The sequence below is a fragment of the Streptomyces sp. WMMB 714 genome, from assembly GCF_900090125.1.
Lineage (GTDB): Bacteria > Actinomycetota > Actinomycetes > Streptomycetales > Streptomycetaceae > Streptomyces > Streptomyces daqingensis.
This window is the reverse complement of the sequence record NZ_FMHJ01000013.1, coordinates 72,344-88,818: the sequence shown is the minus strand read 5'-3', so window position 1 is coordinate 88,818 and position 16,475 is coordinate 72,344. Positions and strand designations below refer to the sequence as shown.

17 protein-coding genes and 1 pseudogene are annotated in these 16,475 nt (G+C 73.4%); 7 read left to right on the top strand and 11 right to left on the bottom strand.

Annotated elements, in window-relative coordinates; all coding sequences use genetic code 11:
* Positions 1-104: 104 nt before the first annotated feature.
* Together H181DRAFT_RS22200 and H181DRAFT_RS22195 are read right to left on the bottom strand one after the other, a co-directional pair.
* Positions 105-488, bottom strand: a complete 384-nt coding sequence (locus tag H181DRAFT_RS22200) for a hypothetical protein (protein WP_045861928.1) — start codon at positions 486-488, stop codon at positions 105-107.
* A gap of 156 nt (positions 489-644) precedes the next feature.
* A complete protein-coding gene (locus H181DRAFT_RS22195; protein ID WP_045861927.1) occupies positions 645-1,442 on the bottom strand; it encodes an IclR family transcriptional regulator in 798 nt (265 codons plus the stop codon).
* Between the two features lie 214 nt (positions 1,443-1,656).
* Between H181DRAFT_RS22195 and H181DRAFT_RS22190 the strand changes: the two genes are divergently transcribed.
* Both H181DRAFT_RS22190 and H181DRAFT_RS22185 read left to right on the top strand, forming a co-directional pair.
* A complete protein-coding gene (locus H181DRAFT_RS22190) occupies positions 1,657-3,072 on the top strand; it encodes an MFS transporter (protein WP_074467994.1) in 1,416 nt (471 codons plus the stop codon).
* An 8-nt stretch (positions 3,073-3,080) separates the two neighbouring features.
* On the top strand, positions 3,081-3,845 hold the full coding sequence (locus H181DRAFT_RS22185; RefSeq protein WP_045861926.1) for an SDR family NAD(P)-dependent oxidoreductase: 765 nt from the start codon (positions 3,081-3,083) through the stop codon (positions 3,843-3,845).
* A 35-nt stretch (positions 3,846-3,880) separates the two neighbouring features.
* Here the strand turns inward: H181DRAFT_RS22185 and H181DRAFT_RS22180 are convergent, their stop codons facing one another.
* Positions 3,881-5,236 (bottom strand): MFS transporter, encoded by a 1,356-nt coding sequence (locus H181DRAFT_RS22180; RefSeq protein ID WP_045861925.1) that lies wholly within the window; start codon positions 5,234-5,236, stop codon positions 3,881-3,883.
* A 200-nt stretch (positions 5,237-5,436) separates the two neighbouring features.
* Here H181DRAFT_RS22180 and H181DRAFT_RS22175 point away from each other — a divergent pair, with 200 nt between their 5' ends.
* Together H181DRAFT_RS22175 and H181DRAFT_RS22170 are read left to right on the top strand one after the other, a co-directional pair.
* Positions 5,437-6,084, top strand: a complete 648-nt coding sequence (locus H181DRAFT_RS22175; protein ID WP_175439817.1) for a hypothetical protein — start codon at positions 5,437-5,439, stop codon at positions 6,082-6,084.
* On the top strand, positions 6,081-6,692 hold the full coding sequence (locus tag H181DRAFT_RS22170) for a hypothetical protein (RefSeq protein ID WP_052708364.1): 612 nt from the start codon (positions 6,081-6,083) through the stop codon (positions 6,690-6,692). The genes H181DRAFT_RS22175 and H181DRAFT_RS22170 overlap by 4 nt, the downstream gene beginning before the upstream one ends.
* A gap of 176 nt (positions 6,693-6,868) precedes the next feature.
* Here H181DRAFT_RS22170 and H181DRAFT_RS22165 read toward each other — a convergent pair whose 3' ends face one another.
* The 3 genes from H181DRAFT_RS22165 to H181DRAFT_RS22155 all read right to left on the bottom strand — a co-directional run bounded on the left by H181DRAFT_RS22165 (position 6,869) and on the right by H181DRAFT_RS22155 (position 10,923).
* On the bottom strand, positions 6,869-8,533 hold the full coding sequence (locus tag H181DRAFT_RS22165) for a PTS transporter subunit EIIC (RefSeq protein WP_045861924.1): 1,665 nt from the start codon (positions 8,531-8,533) through the stop codon (positions 6,869-6,871).
* 143 nt (positions 8,534-8,676) lie between these two features.
* Positions 8,677-9,684: an N-acetylmuramic acid 6-phosphate etherase gene (gene murQ / locus H181DRAFT_RS22160; RefSeq protein WP_074467992.1), complete on the bottom strand. Its 1,008-nt coding sequence runs from the start codon at positions 9,682-9,684 to the stop codon at positions 8,677-8,679.
* 228 nt (positions 9,685-9,912) lie between these two features.
* The gene (locus tag H181DRAFT_RS22155) at positions 9,913-10,923 is read right to left on the bottom strand and encodes a MurR/RpiR family transcriptional regulator (protein WP_074467991.1); all 1,011 of its coding nucleotides are present in this window, start codon (positions 10,921-10,923) and stop codon (positions 9,913-9,915) included.
* A 113-nt stretch (positions 10,924-11,036) separates the two neighbouring features.
* On the opposite strand from H181DRAFT_RS22155, the gene H181DRAFT_RS22150 reads away from it, so the two are divergent.
* Entirely contained in the window at positions 11,037-11,393 is a 357-nt protein-coding gene (locus H181DRAFT_RS22150; RefSeq protein WP_045861923.1) for a hypothetical protein, read from the top strand.
* Between the two features lie 151 nt (positions 11,394-11,544).
* The gene (locus H181DRAFT_RS22145) at positions 11,545-11,826 is read left to right on the top strand and encodes a DUF4031 domain-containing protein (RefSeq protein ID WP_045861922.1); all 282 of its coding nucleotides are present in this window, start codon (positions 11,545-11,547) and stop codon (positions 11,824-11,826) included.
* A gap of 44 nt (positions 11,827-11,870) precedes the next feature.
* Here the strand turns inward: H181DRAFT_RS22145 and H181DRAFT_RS22140 are convergent, their stop codons facing one another.
* From H181DRAFT_RS22140 to H181DRAFT_RS22130, 3 genes are all read right to left on the bottom strand, one after another.
* On the bottom strand, positions 11,871-13,082 hold the full coding sequence (locus tag H181DRAFT_RS22140; protein WP_045862041.1) for a Cmx/CmrA family chloramphenicol efflux MFS transporter: 1,212 nt from the start codon (positions 13,080-13,082) through the stop codon (positions 11,871-11,873).
* A 502-nt stretch (positions 13,083-13,584) separates the two neighbouring features.
* Positions 13,585-13,944, bottom strand: coding sequence for a nuclear transport factor 2 family protein (locus H181DRAFT_RS22135; protein ID WP_045861921.1), 360 nt, complete (start codon positions 13,942-13,944; stop codon positions 13,585-13,587).
* 25 nt (positions 13,945-13,969) lie between these two features.
* The gene (locus tag H181DRAFT_RS22130; protein ID WP_045861920.1) at positions 13,970-14,755 is read right to left on the bottom strand and encodes an SDR family oxidoreductase; all 786 of its coding nucleotides are present in this window, start codon (positions 14,753-14,755) and stop codon (positions 13,970-13,972) included.
* Positions 14,756-14,863: 108 nt separating this feature from the next.
* Here H181DRAFT_RS22130 and H181DRAFT_RS22125 point away from each other — a divergent pair, with 108 nt between their 5' ends.
* A complete protein-coding gene (locus tag H181DRAFT_RS22125) occupies positions 14,864-15,370 on the top strand; it encodes a winged helix-turn-helix transcriptional regulator (RefSeq protein ID WP_175439816.1) in 507 nt (168 codons plus the stop codon).
* Between the two features lie 260 nt (positions 15,371-15,630).
* Here H181DRAFT_RS22125 and H181DRAFT_RS22120 read toward each other — a convergent pair whose 3' ends face one another.
* Both H181DRAFT_RS22120 and H181DRAFT_RS30045 read right to left on the bottom strand, forming a co-directional pair.
* On the bottom strand, positions 15,631-16,059 hold the full coding sequence (locus tag H181DRAFT_RS22120; protein WP_368073286.1) for a TIGR03086 family metal-binding protein: 429 nt from the start codon (positions 16,057-16,059) through the stop codon (positions 15,631-15,633).
* Positions 16,013-16,195 (bottom strand): annotated as a pseudogene (locus tag H181DRAFT_RS30045) (maleylpyruvate isomerase N-terminal domain-containing protein); the annotation flags it as partial. The gene H181DRAFT_RS22120 and the pseudogene H181DRAFT_RS30045, both read right to left, overlap by 47 nt.
* Positions 16,196-16,475 lie beyond the last annotated feature (280 nt).

Here is a 16,475-nt window from a genome sequence, read left to right as displayed (position 1 = left end):
AAGCGGAGGGGCCGCCGGGTGATGCCGGCGACGCGCGGGACGGACGCGGGAGTACCGGGCGCGGGGCGCCGGTTCACCGCGTCAGCGCGTGCGACCGCCGGGTGTCAGATGCCTGCCGGGGAAGGGGGTGCGCGCCCGTGGCGCGGCGACCGGTGCGCGAGGTGCGCGGCCGAGACGGAGGGCGGCGCCGGGAGGACGGAGCGGTCCCAGGCCGGGTTCTCCCGCGCTGCCTCGGGCAGGAGCGGAGCGTCGGGCTGGCCGGCGAGCAGGGGCGGAGCGGAACGCGCCACCCGCATGTGGAACGCGTCGTCCGCCGCGTCGGGTCCGGGCGCGGCGCTGACCGCGTGCGCTCCGGCAGCCTGGACCGGCTGGTGCGGGGCCGCCGCGACGGGCGAGGTGCCGCCGAGTACGGCCAGGACCACGGCGAAGAGGACGCCGATCAGGCGGACGGACCGGCGTGAGGGCGACGCCGTGCGGCTGATCACCATGCGCTCTCCTCACCGGTCCGGCCGTGACCGCGCTGGATCGGCGGCGCGCGGTCTGCCCACCATGCCACAGGCGCCGTCCGGCGGTGCGGGATCGGGCGGTGTGCCGGTGCCGGGGCGGCCGGGGAGTTGTGACGGGGCGGTACGGGGCCGTGGTGCTCAGGACGGGGCGTCGGGCTGTCCGGGCGTCAGGCCGCTGCGGTGTGCGGGGGCACCGAGCGTCAGCGAGAAGCGCCGGGCGGCGGCGGCCACGGCCTGCCCGCACCCGGCGAGGGCGTCCTCGTCCGAGAAGCTGCCGAGGGTGGCCGCGCTCATGCCGCCGACGGCCGTGCCCGAGTGGTCGAAGACCGGTGCGCCCACGGCGATGACGCCGGCCTCGTTCTCCTCGTGGTCCTCGGCGTACCCGCGGCGGCGTACCGCGGCCAGTTCCTCCAGGAGCCGGGCGGGGTCGGTGTGCGTGCGCTCCGTACGTGCCGGCATGCCGGTGCGCTTCAGCAGCGCGAGCACCGACTCCTCCGGCAGGGCGGCCAGGACGGACTTCCCGACGGACGTGGAGTGCAGGGCGAGGCTCATGCCGACGCGGGAGGCCAGCCGGTAGGGCCTGTCGGCCTCCAGCTTCGCGGCGTAGACCGCTTCGTCCCCGGTGAGCAGCGCGAAGTGGACCGTCCAGTCCGTCTCTTCGCGGAGCTCCTCCAGGGTGGGCAGCACCTGGTTGGGGAGGTCGACCTCGCGCTGGTGGCTGCCGACGAGGGTGAGGATGCGGGGGCCGCCGGTGTAGCTGCCGCGCCCCAGGTACCGGGCGAAGCCGCGCTGGACGAGGGTCTGCAGGATGCGGTGGACCGTCGGCTTGGGCAGCGAGGTGGCTTCGGAGATCTCGGCGATGCTGCGGTGCCGGGCCAGCGCCTCCAGCACGTCGAGTGTCTTGTCTGCCGCGGTACGGCGCGCCTCACTGGCCATCGCCCCAGTCTACGGGCGGCGGCAGAGGGGTCCAGGGCGTGCGGAGCGGGGCCCGGGGCCTGCCGGGCGGGGCGGAGGCGCGCCGGGTCTTCCTCTGCGCGGTGGGTTCCCAGGCACGGAGGCCTGTGGCAGCATCTCGGCATCCTCCAGGATTTCCGGAACGGAATTCCTTCACGCGGAATATTGAGCTGCGGCGAGACGTGAGGAGACGCCGATGTCCAGTACAGCCAGCCGCGCGGACGTCCCAGAAGGGCGCGGCGCGGGAACCGGCGGCGAGCTGCGGCGCGTGGTGACCGCGTCCGTCGTCGGCACCGCGCTCGAGTGGTACGACTTCTTCATCTACGGCACCGCCGTCGTCCTCGTCTTCAACGACCTCTTCTTCGTCCAGGACGACCCGGCCATGGGGACGCTCATCGGACTGGCGACCTTCGGCGTCGGCTTCGTCTTCCGCCCCGTCGGCGGCTTCTTCTTCGGAGCGCTGGGCGACCGCATCGGCAGGCGGTCCACGCTCGTGCTGACGACGCTCGTGATGGGCCTGTCCACCGGCGTGATCGGCCTGCTGCCGACGTACGGGTCGATCGGCGTCGCGGCGCCGGTGCTGCTGACCCTCATGCGGGTGTGCCAGGGGCTGGGCGCCGGGGCCGAGTTCGGCGGCGCGTCGACCCTGCTCGCGGAGCACGCGCCCGCCGAACGGCGCGGCTTCTACGCCTCGTTCGCGCAGATGGGCGTCCAGATCGGGCTCGTACTGGGCATGGTGGTCTTCCTGCTGGTGGGGCTGATGCCGCAGGCGAGCCAGCAGTCGTGGGGATGGCGGCTGCCGTTCCTGTTCAGCTTCGTACTGATCGCCGTCTCGCTCTACCTGCGGCTGCGGGTGGCCGAATCACCGGTCTTCCGGCGGATGAAGGCGGAGCGGGACGTGGTGAAGCTGCCGGTGCGCGAGGCGCTGAAGCGCTACCCGCGCAGCTTCCTCGTGGGCATCGGCGCGCACATCTGCGACACGTCCGTCGTCTACATTTACGCGACGTTCTCCGTGTCGTACCTGACGGTCCAGGTCGAGCAGCCCAAGTGGGTTGCTCTCACCGGGGTGATCTCGTTCGGGCTGGTCGTGATCGCCCTTCAGCCGGTGTACGGCGCCCTCTCGGACCGGATCGGACGCAGGCCGCTCAACCTCTTCAGCGTGATCTTCACCGGCCTGTTCGCGTACCCGTTCTTCCTGCTGCTGGACACGGGCGTGCCCGCCGTCATCTGGCTCGCGATGATCCTGGCGACGTCCCTCGGGCTGGCGCCGATGATCGCGGTCCAGCCCGCCTTCTACGCCGAGCTGTTCGGGGCCCGCGTGCGCTACACCGGCTTCGCGGCCTCGCGGGAGATCGGTGCCGCGCTCGCCGGGTTCTCGCCGTTCATCGCCGCGGCGCTGCTCGGATACGCGGACGGCGACCCGTGGCTCGTCGCCCTGTTCATGGCGGGCACCGCTGTGATCTCGCTCGTGGCGTTCCTGTACTCCAAGGAGTCCCGCGAGACGGACGTCGGTCTCGCGGAGCACGCTCCGGCGGGGCCCGGGGCAGGTCCGTCGCGGCGTGCCGGGCCGGAGCTGGCCGAAGACGCGGGACCCGGCCCCGGAAAGGGGTGAGGGCGGCGATGGAGCTCCGCGGGAAGGTCGCCGTCGTCACCGGGGGCTGCACCGGCATCGGACGGGCGACCGCGATGGCGCTCGCCGGGGCGGGGGTGCGCGCGGTCGCGGCGAGCTGGACGCGGTCGGCTGAGGCGGCGGAGGAGTTCGTCCGCCTCGCGGCGGGCCACGGGTGCGAGGCCATGACCGTACGGGCCGACGTGTCCGACGACGCGGCCGTACGGTCCTTCGCGAGCAGCGTGCTGGAGCGCTACGGGCAGGTGGACGTGCTGGTCAACAACGCGGGCACCACCCGCGCCGTGGCGGAGACCGACCTCGACGGGCTGAGCGACGAGATCTGGCACGACCTGCTCGACGTCAACGTCGTCGGCGCCTTCCGCACCACCCGCGCCTTCGCGCCCGCGCTCCGCGAGGCGGCCGGTGCGGTGGTCAACGTCTCCTCCATCTCCGCCTACCGCGCGGGCGGTTCGTCCATCGCGTACGGCGTGAGCAAGGCCGCCATGCTGCAGCTGACCCGGAACCTCGCGAGCGCCCTCGCGCCGGAGGTACGCGTCAACGCCGTGGCACCGGGCACCGTCGCGACCCGCTGGCAGACGGGCCTGCACGGGGAGGCGGGGTTCGCGGAGCGCGCCCTGGCCGAGCGGGAGCTCGTGCCGCTGCGCAGGACCGCCGAACCGGAGCACGTGGCGCAGGCGGTGACCGGGCTGCTGGGGATGGACATGGTGACGGGCGAGACGCTCGTCGTGGACGGGGGCAAGCACGTCCGGTACTGAACGCGCCGCCTCCGCGGGGGAGTTGCCCGAGGAGGTCAGGGGCTCGAAGAGCCGCCCGGAGTGCCGCTCGCGGCCCCCGCGTCGTTCCTGTGCCGCAGCAGGGCGGCCAGCACCGACCCGGCCAGTACCGCGACGGCCACGCTGAATCCGATACCCGCGACGCGCAGCCCGGCGAGATCCGTCGCGATACCGACCCCCACCACGGGCAGCGAGAGCGCCACGTAGATGACGATGAAGAACGTCGAGGCCACGGCGGCCCGTCGGGAGGCGGGTGCGGCGGCGTTCACGGCGGTGAGCCCGGCACGGAAGCTCATGCCCTGCCCGAGCCCCGCCACCAGGCCCGCGGCGACGAGGAGTTCGAAGGACTCGACGGCGAGCGCCGCCGTCAGCAGGGACATTCCCAGTACGAGCCCGGTGCATCCCGCGGCCAGCGACGCACCTCCGAAGCGCGGGACGAGGAGGATCTGGCCCGCGGTCGAGGCGGCGAAGACCGAGAAGACCACGCCGCCGGAGAGGGCCAGGCTGGGCATGTCCAGCACCGAACCGAGGAACGACGGGGCGACGGCTGTGAACAGCCCGAGCACCGAGAAGCCCGCGAACCCGGCGATGGCCGCCCGCAGGAAGACGCCGCGCACCTGGGGCGGAACGCTCGGCCTCATGACCCTCGGGCGCCGGCGGCCGGTCCGGGCCGGCGGTGGCCCGGTACCGGAGCCCGTGCCCGAACCGGAACCGGAGCCCGGGTCGGCGTCCGCGTCCGAACCGGTACCTGAACTCCCGCCGGGCCGCACGGGCTCCGGCATGAACCACACCCCGGCCGCGACGGCGATCAGCAGGCCCAGGTCGACGGCGTACGGCAGGCGCAGCGGGTCCGGGGCGAACTGGGCGAGCAGGCCGGCCAGCAGCGGACCGCTGCCGAGCCCTCCCATGTTGACGACGGTCGCGACGAGACTGGCCCGCCCCGTGCCGCGCCGCCCGGCCAGGTCGACGAGGGCGGCCGTGGCCGTACCCGTGAAGATCCCGGCGGAGATCCCGGACAACACCCGTCCCACGAAGAGCAGTTCGAGGTCGTCGTACGCGACGAGGAAGACCACCGCGCTGAGCACGGAGGCCGCCAGTCCCGGCAACAGGGCGCGGCGGCGGCCGATTTCGTCCGACAGGCGCCCGAAGAGGAGCAGCGCCGCGAGCACGCCCACCGCGTACGCCGCGTAGATCAGCGTGATCACGAGGGTCGAGAAGCGCAGTTCGCGCTGGTAGATGACGTACAGCGGGGTCGGCAGGGTGGTGCCGAGCATCGTCACCCCGAACGCCGCGGCCACCAGCCAGAACGCGACGGAGTACGGGGCCGTGGGACGCCGTTCGCGTGCGCGGTGTTCCTCGCCGGGTGCATGCATGGCTTCATGATCGGCACACCTGCCGCGCTACGTGAACAGGCCGCGCAGCGGCCCGTGCTGGACGCGGCCGTCCTCAACGCTTCTCCCGCGCGCAGGGTTTGTGCCTCCCCCGTACGGGCTACCCGGAGGTCAACTATCCGCTAAGCGCAGAAAGCTCGGGGTAGGTCACCGTGTCCACAATTATGATCATTGTCCTGATCGTGGCCGTTGCGGCTGTCATCGCCGGTACGGCCTACGCCAGCCTCGCCAAGCGGGGCGCGGGGAACCGCGGCGTGAGCCTCAGGCGGCGCTTCGGACCCGAATACGACCGGGTGCTCGCCCGGCACAGCGGCGACTCCAAGGCCGCCGACCACGAACTCTCCGAGCGTGTGCGCCGGTACGGGACCATCGAGGCGCATCCGCTCCCCCCGCATGTGCGGGAGCAGTACGTGACGCGGTGGGCGGCGGCGCAGGAGCGCTTCGTCGAGTCGCCGCAGGAGGCGCTGGCCGAGGCCGAACGCCTGCTGGCCGGACTGGCCCAGGCGCGCGGGTTCCCGGGGCCGGAGCGTCCCGACGAACACGTCGACGCGCTCTCCGTCCACCACGCGCACCACGTCGAGGGCTACCGGCGCGTGCACGCCGCCGCGGCCGGTCTGAGCGGCACCGAGGAGATGCGTGAGGCCATGCTCCAGGCCCGTGCGTTCTTCGACGCGCTGGCGGCCGAGCCGACGGGCCGCACCGCGGGCGCCGGGAAGCACTTCGGCCGTAAGGGCCGCGACCGCACCCACCGTCCGCTGACCCACGACGGCCACGCGCGGCGGCCGTTGCTCTCGCCGCGCGGCAACGCGAAGGGACGTGAGGCGCTGTGACGACCTACGAATCCGGCAGGCGCACCGGTGCCGGGACGCCTCCTGCCGCTCCGGCTCCGCCCGTCGCCCCTCCGGCGGAGACGCCGGCGCAGCCGGCGGGCGGCCCGGCCGCCGACCCGGGCTCGACCCGGACTCCGGCGTCGGCGAACACGGCGGCCCCGCCGCCCGTCCCGCCGGCCGCGCCCGCCGATCCCGCGGCCGCCGCCGACTCCGGACCGGGCCACGGGCTCGTCCCGCCGGCCGCGGACCCCCGGAGCGACCGGTCGCAGGAGCACCGGACCGCGGCCCTCCGCAGGACCGGCGACGCGTCCGGCCCGCTGCTCGGGCTGGACGAGCGGGACCGTCTCACGGCCCGTCTCCACCACGCCGTGAGCGGGTTCGTGGACGGTCCGCGGAAGGCCGTCGAGGAGGCGGACCACGTCTTCGACGAGGCTGCCCGCCACCTCACCGAGGCACTGGCCCATCGGCGCCGCGCGCTGCAGCAGCCACTGCACCGGGACGGGCAGCGCACCGCCGCCGGTTCCGGCGGCGCGGACGCCGGCACGGAGGAACTCCGGCTGGCCCTGCGGGAGTACAAGGAGGCGACGGAGCGCCTGCTGAAGCTCTGACCGGCGGTCGCGAGCTCTGACCGGCGGTCGCGGCCGCCGGACGACCGTGAGCGCGGATCGGCCCGGAGGGACATCCCGTCCCCTCCGGGCCGATCCGCGTCCGCGCAGGGAAACCCGCTCGGGCGGGAAGCCCCTCCGGCCCAGCTGGGCCGACCAGGTCTGCGGCCGGGTCCCGGTCAGACGCCGACCGGGCGCTTCGGGCCCCCTTGGCCGTCGCCGTCCTCCTCGTCGGCCCCGTCCGGCGCCCCGCCGCCGCGGGCCGGCGCCCCGGGCTCCGCAGCTGCGGCCTCGGGCGCCGCGGGCATGCCGCCCGCCACGACCCGGCCCGCCGGGCGAGCCGCCTCCGGAGCGACGTCGAGCTCCGCCAGCATCTGCTCGCTGAAGCCGAAGAAGTACGTCGCGACGAAGCCCGCCACGTAACCCGTCGCCATGCCCAGCCCGTACACCGCGGCGATGGCGCCCAGCCCCTGGTTGCCCTTGAGGAGGGGGAAGAGCGCCCAGCCGGAGGGCCCGATGGCGGTGGATCCGACGGACGTCCCGATCTGGTGGAAGAGCCCGACCACGCCGCCTCCGACGGCTCCGCCCACGCAGGCCGTGACGAAGGGCCGTCCGAGGGGGAGCGAGACGCCGTAGATCAGCGGTTCGCCGACGCCCATGAGCCCCGCGGGCAGGGCCGACCTGATGGTCTTGCGGATCGAGGTGTTGCGGCGCAGCCGGAGGTAGACGGCGAGGGCCGCTCCGACCTGGCCGGCACCGGCCATGGCGAGGACCGGCAGCAGCACCGTGAACCCGTCCTGCTCGATGAGGGTGGTGTGGATGGGGATGAGCGCCTGGTGCAGGCCGAGCATCACGAGCGGGAGGAAGAGGCCGCCGAGGACGAACCCGGCGACCGCCCCGCCGCGCAGGAGCAGCCAGTTGGCGGCCTCTCCGATCCCGGTGGAGATCAGCCCGCACACGTACATCAGCCCGAAGAGGGTGACCAGGCCGGCCACGAGCACGGTGACGGTGGGAGTGACCAGCACGTCCACCGCTTCCGGCACCCGGCGGCGGCACCACCGCTCCACGTGCACGGCGAGCAGGGCGGCGAAGAGGGCGCCCAGCACGCCGCCCTGGCCGGGGGCGAGCTTCTCGCCGAACGCCGAGACGTCGGAGACGCCGGCGAAGACGATGACCGCGGCCGCCGCCCCGCCCAGTACGGGCGTGCCGCCGAACTCGGCCGCGGTGTTGATGCCGACGAACACCGCGATCAGCGACATGAAGCCGGTGGAGATCGCCGTCAGCGCCGGGACGATGCCGGACGCCCACTGCGCGCTGCCGCTGCTGACGAGGTTCGTCAGCAGCCCGTTGATGCCGGCGACGATGCCGCAGCCGATGAGGGCCGGGATGAGGGGGACGAAGATGTTGGCCACGCGGCGCAGCATCAGCTTCACCGGGGTGGCGTTCCTGCGCCCGCGCGCGGCGCGGATCGCCTCGCCCCGCTCCGCCAGCTCCTCGGCGGTGGCGCCGCCCGCCGGTACCGGTGGCGCGTCCGTCCGTGCGGCGTCGCCTCCGTCCGGCGCGGACGCGGCGGCGGGGTGCGGGTCCCGTTCGACCAGGGCCCTGAACTCGGGGGTGACCCGGGCGACCTTGCCCGGGCCGAGCACGATCTGGAACGCCTCGTCGTCCTCGACCAGGCCCATGACTTCCGGCAGCGCCCGCAGCGCGGCGTCCTGCACCAGCGCACGGTCGCGCAGGCCGAGTCTCAGCCGGGTCATGCAGTGGTTGATGGAGAAGACGTTCTGCGCGCCCCCCACGAGGGGGAGCAGAGCCTCAGCGATCTGGCGGTTCTGGTCTGTGCTCATGGGTGCGGTCGCTCTCTGGCGGTCCGGGGGGCCCGGAACGTGGTGCGGTCGGGCGTGCCGGCCGGGACCTCGCCGGGACTGCGCCGGCCGTCCGGCGCCCCCCGGCGCCGGTCGCGGTCTCCGTCAGCCGCTTGGCACCACTGTCAGCCCTCACCCGTGGCCGTGCGGATCGCGTCGCGCAGGTGGCCGTCGGCGTCGGCGAGCAACTTGGCGGCCGTACGGCCGTCGACCCCGGCCAGAATGATCAGGATGGCGTTTTTCACCTCGTCGTCCGCTTGGGTGAGAGCGGCCTCGATCGTCTCGTCGTCGGCTCCCGTCGCGAGGGAGACGATGCGGCGCGAACGGGCCCTCAGCTTCTCGTTCGAGGCGCGGACGTCGACCATCAGGTTCCCGAACGTCTTGCCCAGACGGATCATGGTGATGGTCGAGAGCATGTTCAGGACGAGCTTCTGCGCCGTTCCGGCCTTGAGCCGTGTGGAGCCCGTGAGCAGCTCCGGCCCGACGACGACCTCGATGGGCTGCGCGGCGGCGCCGCCGAGGGGCGAGTCCGCGTTGCAGGAGAGGCCGACCGTGAACGAGCCGTGGGTGTTGCGGGCGTACTCGACGGCGCCGACGGCGTACGGGGTGCGGCCCGAGGCCGAGATCCCCACGACGGTGTCGTCCGCCGTCAGCTGGAGCCCGTCGAGGTCGGCGGCGGCCAGCTCCTTGCTGTCCTCCGCGCCCTCCACGGAGGTGCTCACCGCGGCCGGGCCGCCCGCGATGAGGCCGACGACGTCGGCGGGGTCGGTGTTGAACGTCGGCGGGCACTCGCTGGCGTCGAGCACCCCGAGGCGTCCGGCGGTGCCCGCGCCCGCGTAGATCAGACGGCCCCCGCGGGCCATCCGCTCCGCGATGCCGTCGATGGCCGAGGCGATCTGCGGAAGCTGGTCGGCGACGGCGGCGGGGACGGTGGAGTCCTCGCCCGACATGATGCGGGCGATCTCCAGCGTGGGCAGCCGGTCGATCTCGGACAGCTCGCTGCGGAACGCCTCCGTGGTCAGCGTCTCCAGCTGGGCGCGCAGTTCGCTGTAGGTGGCGCCGCCCGTCCCGCCCCGGGCCGGGCGGGGGGCGTCGTCGTTGCAGGACGGCGGTGTGTCGGCGGTAGAGGTCATGGAGGGAACGGCTCTCTCTGGCAGGCGCGGTTGCGGCTGGGAGGTTGCTGTCGGTGGGGCCTGTCGGTGGGCGTTGGTGCGTGTGGTGTGTACGGGTGCCGGGTGGAGCTGCCTCGTCGGTACGGGTGCGGCGACCGGCGCTTGACCCTTCCCCCTCGGCCCGGGCCGGGAACCGGTTCCGACCGGGACGGGTGTCACGCCGGTGGCGGAGGGCAGCTCCTCGCGCGGTCAGCGTGGACGGGGCGAATGCCGGTGTGCGAGTGCCTCGTAGGAGGCGGAGAGCGCGGGGGCCGTGCTCTCGTACGTGCGCTGCGCGACCCCGATGAACAGGCAGTCGACGACGAGGAGCTGGCTCGTACGGCTGGACATGGCCGCGGGGCGCAGCTCGCTCTCCCGGGCGGTGGAGGTGGCCAGCACGTGGTCGGCGTACTGGGCGACCTCACCGTCCGAGCGTCCCGTGATCGCGATGGTGGTGGCACCGCGGTCGAAGGCGACCCGCAGCGGTTCGATGACGTCGACCGTCCGCCCCGAGTGGGTGATCGCGACCGCGACGTCCCCGGCCTGCAGCTGCACCGCGGTCGTGACGGCCAGATGGGGGTCGGCCTCCGCGTTGGCGACATGCCCGATCCGCAGCAGCTTCTGCGCGAGGTCCTTGCTGACCAGGCCGGACGCCCCGACCCCGTACACGTCGACGCGGCGGGCCGCGGCGAGGGCGGTCACGGCGGCCTCCAGCTGGACGGTGTCCAGGCCGGCGGCGGTGTCGGCCAGCGTCTGCTGCTCGTCGAGCGCGAGCTTGGCCACGACGTCGGAGATCGGGTCGTCCACCGCGATGTCCGCGGTGACCGCGGGTGCGGCGCCGGACTCCTGCTGTGCCGCGAGCCCGGCGAGGGCCAGGCGCAGGTCGCGGTAGCCGGGGAAGCCGAGGAGCCGGGAGGTGCGTACGACGGTCGCCTCGCTCGTACCGGTGCGCTCGGCGAGGCCCGTGACGGTCAACTGGGCGCAGCCGGCGGGGTCTCCGGCGACGGTCTCCGCGACGCGCTGCATCGAGCGCGTCATCGAGGGGGCCATGGTGCGCACCTTGGCGGCGAGGGCGCCCGGGGCGGGCGGGCCGGGAGCGGGCCGCGGGGCTGGGGGCGGCGGGCCGTGCGAAGCGCCGGAGCCGGGGGCCGGGCCGCCGCTTTCGGGTCTCCGCTGCGTCCTGTTGTTCCTGGCGAAACTTTCCTTCAGGTAGGTCGTCATCGCCGGAAGATATTTTCACCAGGGAGGGTGCGTCAAGGCTTTCAGGCCATATCGACGGGGATCTTCGCGCCGCTCCGGGGCGGTCGCCGCCGCCCTTTTGGTGCAATGGAGGCATGGACCAGCTGGAGCAGACACTTCACGCGGCACGTGCCCTCGTGCTCGCCGACCTGGAGGCCGGCAAGGTCGCGGACGCCGACGTGGTCTCGCTCGTCGAGGAGGCGGTCTCCCACCGCCGGTGGTGGGTCGAGCAGTGGCCCGAGGGCGTCGCCTTCGTGAACGGGCTGATCGCCCAGGACGTGCAGGACGCCCTGCTCGAACGGTACGGGCGGTGGCCCCTGTGCCCCGTGTGCCTCGGCTCCGACCCGCACGCGCTGGACATCGAGCCGGCGCTGGGCGAGGACCCGCACTGGGTGTGCAGCAAGACGACGACCTCGGTGGCGCGCGTCGGGGCGCTGAGCAAGTGGCTCTGAGCCGCCGCGTCCGGACGGCGCGACGACGACCCGTACGGCCAGGGGCGTATGGCCCGAACTGCGGCGATGCCACCCGCCGCGGCGCCGCGGGCGTGGGGACGCACGCCCGCCGCTCCGGGGCGCAGGCCTGCTCTGCCGTGGCGCGACGCCGATGACCGTCTACATCGATCCGCCCGACTGGCCGGGCCGGGGACGCATGTGGTCGCACCTCGTCAGCGACTCCTCCTACGAGGAGCTGCACGCGTTCGCGGTCGCGATCGGCTGCCCGCGCGGGGCCTTCGACCGCGACCACTACGACGTGCCGAGCACCCTCTACCAGGCGGCCGTCCGGGCGGGGGCGGTCGAGGTGGGCTGCAAGGAGCTGCTGCGGCGCCTCACCGGCGCCGGGCTGCGCCGACCGCGCCGGCGGGGACCGGCGCCGCCCGCCGGCTGACGCCCCCTGCTGACGCCCGCCGGCCGACGTTCACCGGCTGTCGTTCACCGGGGGTCCGGGCACGCCGCCGCGGGCTCGCGGAGCGGGGGACGGACGCAAGCGGCGGTCCTCCTCCGCACGTGCGACGCCCATGCCGTCGTGCCCACGCCGGCCGCCGCGAGGGCGGCGCCCGTCCAGGCCACCGACTGGTAGCCCCACCCGGCGTCGATCACCAGGCCGCCCAGCCAGGGGCCGACGGTGTTGCCGATGTTGAACGACGCCGTCGTCGTCGCTCCCGCCAGAGTGGGCGCCGTGCCCGCGACGTCGAACATCCGGGTGTTCAGCGCGGGGGCCGTCATGAACGCCGTGACCCCCAGCAGGAGCGCCAGCCCCACCGCCGCGGCACCGCTCCGGGCGAAGAGGGCCAGCAGCGCCAGCGCCGCCGTCGACGCCGCGATGCCCCCGTACATGGTGCCGAAGAGGTGCCCGTCGGAGACCCGGCCGCCGATGGCGGTGCCGAGCAGCCCGCCCAGCCCGAACAGCGCCAGCACCGTCGGCACCCAGCTCTCGCGCAGACCGGCGACCTCCGTGAGCAGCGGCGCGAGGTAGGAGAAGACGGCGAAGACCGCCGCGCCGTTCAGCGCGATGGTGAGGACGGTGAGCCACAGCTGCCTGTCCCGGTAGATGCGCACCTCCCGGGCGAGCCTCGGGCGGTCGTCGCCCGTCGGCGGCTGCGTCCGCGGTACGAACGCCAGCACCCCGGCCAGCGCGACCGCCGACATCACCGCCACCGCCCAGAACGCCGACCGCCAGCCCGCGTGCTGGCCGAGCAGCGAACCCGCGGGAACCCCGAGGATGTTGGCGATGCTCAGCCCGCCGACGAGAACGGCCATCGCCCGGGCCCGCACGTCCACGTGCACGACCGAGACGGCCACCGCGGCGCCCACGGCCCAGAAGCCGGCGCATGCGAGTGCGCTGACGACGCGGGAGGCGAAGAGCACCTCGTAGGTGGGGGCGACCGCGCCGGCCACCTGGCCGAGCCCGAAGACGAGGAGCAGCGAGACGAGGGTCGTGCGGCGCGGCAGGCGCAGCGTCGCCGCGGCGAGCACGGGCGCCCCGACGACCATGCCGACCGCGAACGCGGAGATCAGCAGGCCGGCCTGGGGTATGGAGACGCCCAGGTCCCGGGAGAGGGGCTGCAGCAGGCCGGAGAGCATGAACTCGGAGGTGCCGAGCGCGAAGACGGCCAGTCCGAGGACGTGGACGGACAGCGGCATGCGGCTGCGACGGGCGGTGCCGGCAGCCTTGCCGCCGTCGGGGCCGGAGCCGGCGGGAGCCTGCGAGGCGGGGGTTCCGGGGACGGTGGTCTCGACGGCGGTGTCCCGGGCGGCGCTGCCGGGGGCGCCGGAGGCTTCGTGGGAAGGGGGCCGGGCCGGACGGCCGCTCTCTGCGCTGGTGTCGGGCATGTCACGCGTCAACGGCGCGCCGGCGCCCGGCATTCCGGCGAGGCGTCTCGCAGGGGGCGGGTCCCGCGTGCGTCCCGCGCAGGTCCTGTGCGGACGGCGGTCCGGCGAGCGGGCGGGCTCCGAGGGCGGGAGGCTCCAGGGCCGGGAGGGCCCAGGAGGTGTCTCAAAGTCCCGTCCGAGCCGCGGCGTGCGGCCGGTGGGGCGGACGGTCCCTGCGAGTGGCGGTGTGACCCGGCAGGAAGGTGAGTCACCGAGATTGCGGGGCGAGCGGGGCTTCTCGCCCGAGGCGGCAACGGGTGGCGCCGGCAGGGACTCAGGGTTCGATGACGAGGCGTTCGATGAGACCGTCGCGGAGTGTGAACTGGTAACGCAGATCGATGCTCCCGCCGGGGAAGTCGCCCTCGAGGTGGTGAGTGGCGGTGTAGCGGGTTGCGTCGGTCTGTTGGGCGCCGGTGAGGTGGATGGTGTAGGTGAACTCGGTGGCCGATCGGCCGAGCCACTTCCCGATCGCCTGGGTGCCCTCGTAGGTGTTGCCGTCGTCGATCACTGTGGCTTCGCGGGTGAACGCCGTGATTGCGGTGGCAATGTCGTGGGCGCGGTGCGCTGCCAGATAGCGGGTGATCACCTCGGGCAGGATGTCCGGGCTGCTGGTTCGGGGCTGGTTGTCGTGCATGACGCTCCTTGGGGTGGTGGCAGGTTCAGACGGTGGGGGTGGTGCCGCCGTCGATGACGTGTTCGGCGCCGACGATGGCCGAGGCGCGGTCCGAGACGAGGAAGGCGACGAGCTCGGCGACTTCCTCGGGCCGGTTGGGACGGCCCAGCGGGATGCCGCCCAGGGAGTCCATGAGCCGGCCCAGCGCCGCTTCCTGCGTGATGTCTGCGTCGTGGGCGATCCGGGCAACGAGGTTGTCGGCGGCCGAGGTCTGCACGAAACCGGGTGAGACGGTGTTGACGCGGATGCCGTGCGGGGCGACCTCGTTGGCCAGACCCTTGCTGTAGGTGGTCAGGGCGGCCTTGGCGGATGCGTAGGCCAGGGTTCCGTTCCACAGCGGCATGCGGCGCTGGACAGAGGTGACATGCACGATCACGCCCTTGCCTGTGGCGATCATGTGCGGCAGGAGTGCGCGGTCCAGGCGGACGGCGGCCAGGAGGTTCGTGTTCAGCTCCCTGGCCCAGTCGTCCTCGCCGAGGGCGGCGAACCCTCCAGCCGGCGACTCGGACCCGCCGAGGGTGTTGACCAGGATGTCCACGCCTCCCACGCGGGCGTCCGCCTCGGCGGCTACGTGGGCTGCGCCCTGGGCGGTGGACAGGTCGGCGGTGATGAACGCCTCCTCCTCGACGTCGTCGGGGCGGCTGCGGGCCGTGACCAGCACGGTTGCGCCGGCCTGGGCGAGACGTCGGGCGATGGCGGCTCCGGTGCCCTTGGTGCCGCCGGTGACCAGAGCGCGTCGGCCTTCGAGGGATTCGCTGAGGGATGTGGTCACGGTGTGCTCCGTTCCCGGATGCGGGCGCAGAAGGCACCGCTCCCGTCATTACTGCTAAAATAGAAGCTACTAGCTTCGACTTTAGCAGTAACCGAGGGGATGGCCGCCATGGCAAGCCGGATAAGGCTGGAGGACCGGGAGTGCCCACTGTCCACGACGGTGGAACACGTAGGCGAGTGGTGGACGCTGTTGATCCTCCACGACGCTTTCGACGGCTACACGCGCTTCGACCAGTTCCAGGAGAGTCTCGGCATCTCCTCCAGCATGCTCACCACCCGGCTGAAAACCCTCGTCGCCGACGGACTGCTGGAGCGCCGGCCCTACCAGACCAACCCCGTACGCCACGAGTACGTCCTCACCGAACTCGGGCGCTCCCTGCGACCGGTGGTCGTCGCCCTGGCCGCGTGGGGCAACTCCCGCCTCACACCGGCCGAACGCAGCATGATCCTCATCGACGCGCACAGCGGCGACGAAGTCGAGCCCGTCGTCGTTGACGCCAAGACGGGCCGCCGGCTCGACGACAGCGACACCTACGTCTTCACCGCAGGTCCTGCAGCCAGCGACGCCATGCGCCACCGATATGCGACACGACCGACCACGCCCGCGGAGGCGTAGGGCTGCCCCGGTCCAGCACCGAACGCCGTGAGCAGGACCGGGACGCACCCTCGTACCTGATCGACCAGGCAACACCGGATCGCCGTCGGCATCACGCATGCCAATCATCCCGAGACGTTGATGACCAGGTCAGGTGAGGCGAGGGGCAACGGTGGCCGTCCTTCCAAGAATCGCCGTCATGGGCTGCGCCCCCGGATCCCCTCCGAGCCGGAGTGAGTAATCAGTGCGGCCCGACCTGGTGAACCTTCCCGGTCACCGCACTACGGACGGCGGCCGAGCAGCGCCACCAGCCGTTCCTGCGGCACCGCGTCGTCCGGTACGGGCACCGGAGGGTCGAAGACGCCCGCTCCCTGCCAGCTCTCCGCCATCGGGGCGATGTGGGCGTAGACGGCGTCGGCGAGTTCGTCGTGCATCCGGCTCCGTACGCCGATCCCCCGGGCGAGGTCCCAGCCGTGCACCGCCAGATCGGTGGTCATCTGCCAGCCGTACTCCGTCGCCGGGCTCTTCCCCCCCGGTGACGTGGACGTCGCCGTGGAGCGCGCCCTCGCGGTGGAACGCCGGCCACGAGCCGCTGCCCGCGCGCTCCCACGCCGCCACGGGGTCGTCGCCGACGACGTCGCCCTCGTAGCGGTCGCCGACCTGCGCGAGCGTCTCCCCGGCGAGCAGGTGCGGTGCCCAACAGTGTTCACTGACGAGATGGTTGACCAGGTCCCGGACGTTCCAGTCCGAGCAGGGCGTGGGCTCCTCCCACTGCCGGGGGCCGACCTCGTGCACCAGCCGGTCCCACTCCTTGAAGGCTGAGTCGAAGGCGTCGATCAGTTCCATGCGTCAATGGTGCGCCTGCTGCGGCGGGCGGCATCCCGGCTGACCCGTACGGGCCTCCGGGCACCCGCATCCGCCCTCGTCGTGTGACATACGTCACTTGCTTCCGTGTCATACGGGGACGACCCCGGGTGCGTGTACCGGGCGTCCGGGCCGCGCACGGTGGCGTACGGCTCCGGGCGGCGCGGTCGCCGGGCTGCGTGCACTCGGGGGAGTGCCGGGGCGGGCGCGGGTGTGAGCAGGAAGAGCCGGCTGCTCACGCCCTGTCGTCCCGGCACGCGGG

What these genes read in the sequence shown, in the direction of transcription:
- H181DRAFT_RS22145 (WP_045861922.1), top strand. Translation starts at nt 11,545, where the DNA reads ATGACCGTCTACATCGATCCGCCCGACTGGCCGGGCCGGGGACGCATG.
- H181DRAFT_RS22150 (WP_045861923.1), top strand. Translation starts at nt 11,037, where the DNA reads ATGGACCAGCTGGAGCAGACACTTCACGCGGCACGTGCCCTCGTGCTC.
- H181DRAFT_RS22140 (WP_045862041.1), bottom strand. Translation starts at nt 13,082, where the DNA reads ATGCCGCTGTCCGTCCACGTCCTCGGACTGGCCGTCTTCGCGCTCGGC.
- H181DRAFT_RS22195 (WP_045861927.1), bottom strand. Translation starts at nt 1,442, where the DNA reads ATGGCCAGTGAGGCGCGCCGTACCGCGGCAGACAAGACACTCGACGTG.
- H181DRAFT_RS22190 (WP_074467994.1), top strand. Translation starts at nt 1,657, where the DNA reads ATGTCCAGTACAGCCAGCCGCGCGGACGTCCCAGAAGGGCGCGGCGCG.
- H181DRAFT_RS22165 (WP_045861924.1), bottom strand. Translation starts at nt 8,533, where the DNA reads ATGAGCACAGACCAGAACCGCCAGATCGCTGAGGCTCTGCTCCCCCTC.
- H181DRAFT_RS22180 (WP_045861925.1), bottom strand. Translation starts at nt 5,236, where the DNA reads ATGCATGCACCCGGCGAGGAACACCGCGCACGCGAACGGCGTCCCACG.
- H181DRAFT_RS22200 (WP_045861928.1), bottom strand. Translation starts at nt 488, where the DNA reads ATGGTGATCAGCCGCACGGCGTCGCCCTCACGCCGGTCCGTCCGCCTG.
- H181DRAFT_RS22185 (WP_045861926.1), top strand. Translation starts at nt 3,081, where the DNA reads ATGGAGCTCCGCGGGAAGGTCGCCGTCGTCACCGGGGGCTGCACCGGC.
- H181DRAFT_RS22155 (WP_074467991.1), bottom strand. Translation starts at nt 10,923, where the DNA reads ATGACGACCTACCTGAAGGAAAGTTTCGCCAGGAACAACAGGACGCAG.
- H181DRAFT_RS22125 (WP_175439816.1), top strand. Translation starts at nt 14,864, where the DNA reads ATGGCAAGCCGGATAAGGCTGGAGGACCGGGAGTGCCCACTGTCCACG.
- H181DRAFT_RS22135 (WP_045861921.1), bottom strand. Translation starts at nt 13,944, where the DNA reads ATGCACGACAACCAGCCCCGAACCAGCAGCCCGGACATCCTGCCCGAG.
- murQ (WP_074467992.1), bottom strand. Translation starts at nt 9,684, where the DNA reads ATGACCTCTACCGCCGACACACCGCCGTCCTGCAACGACGACGCCCCC.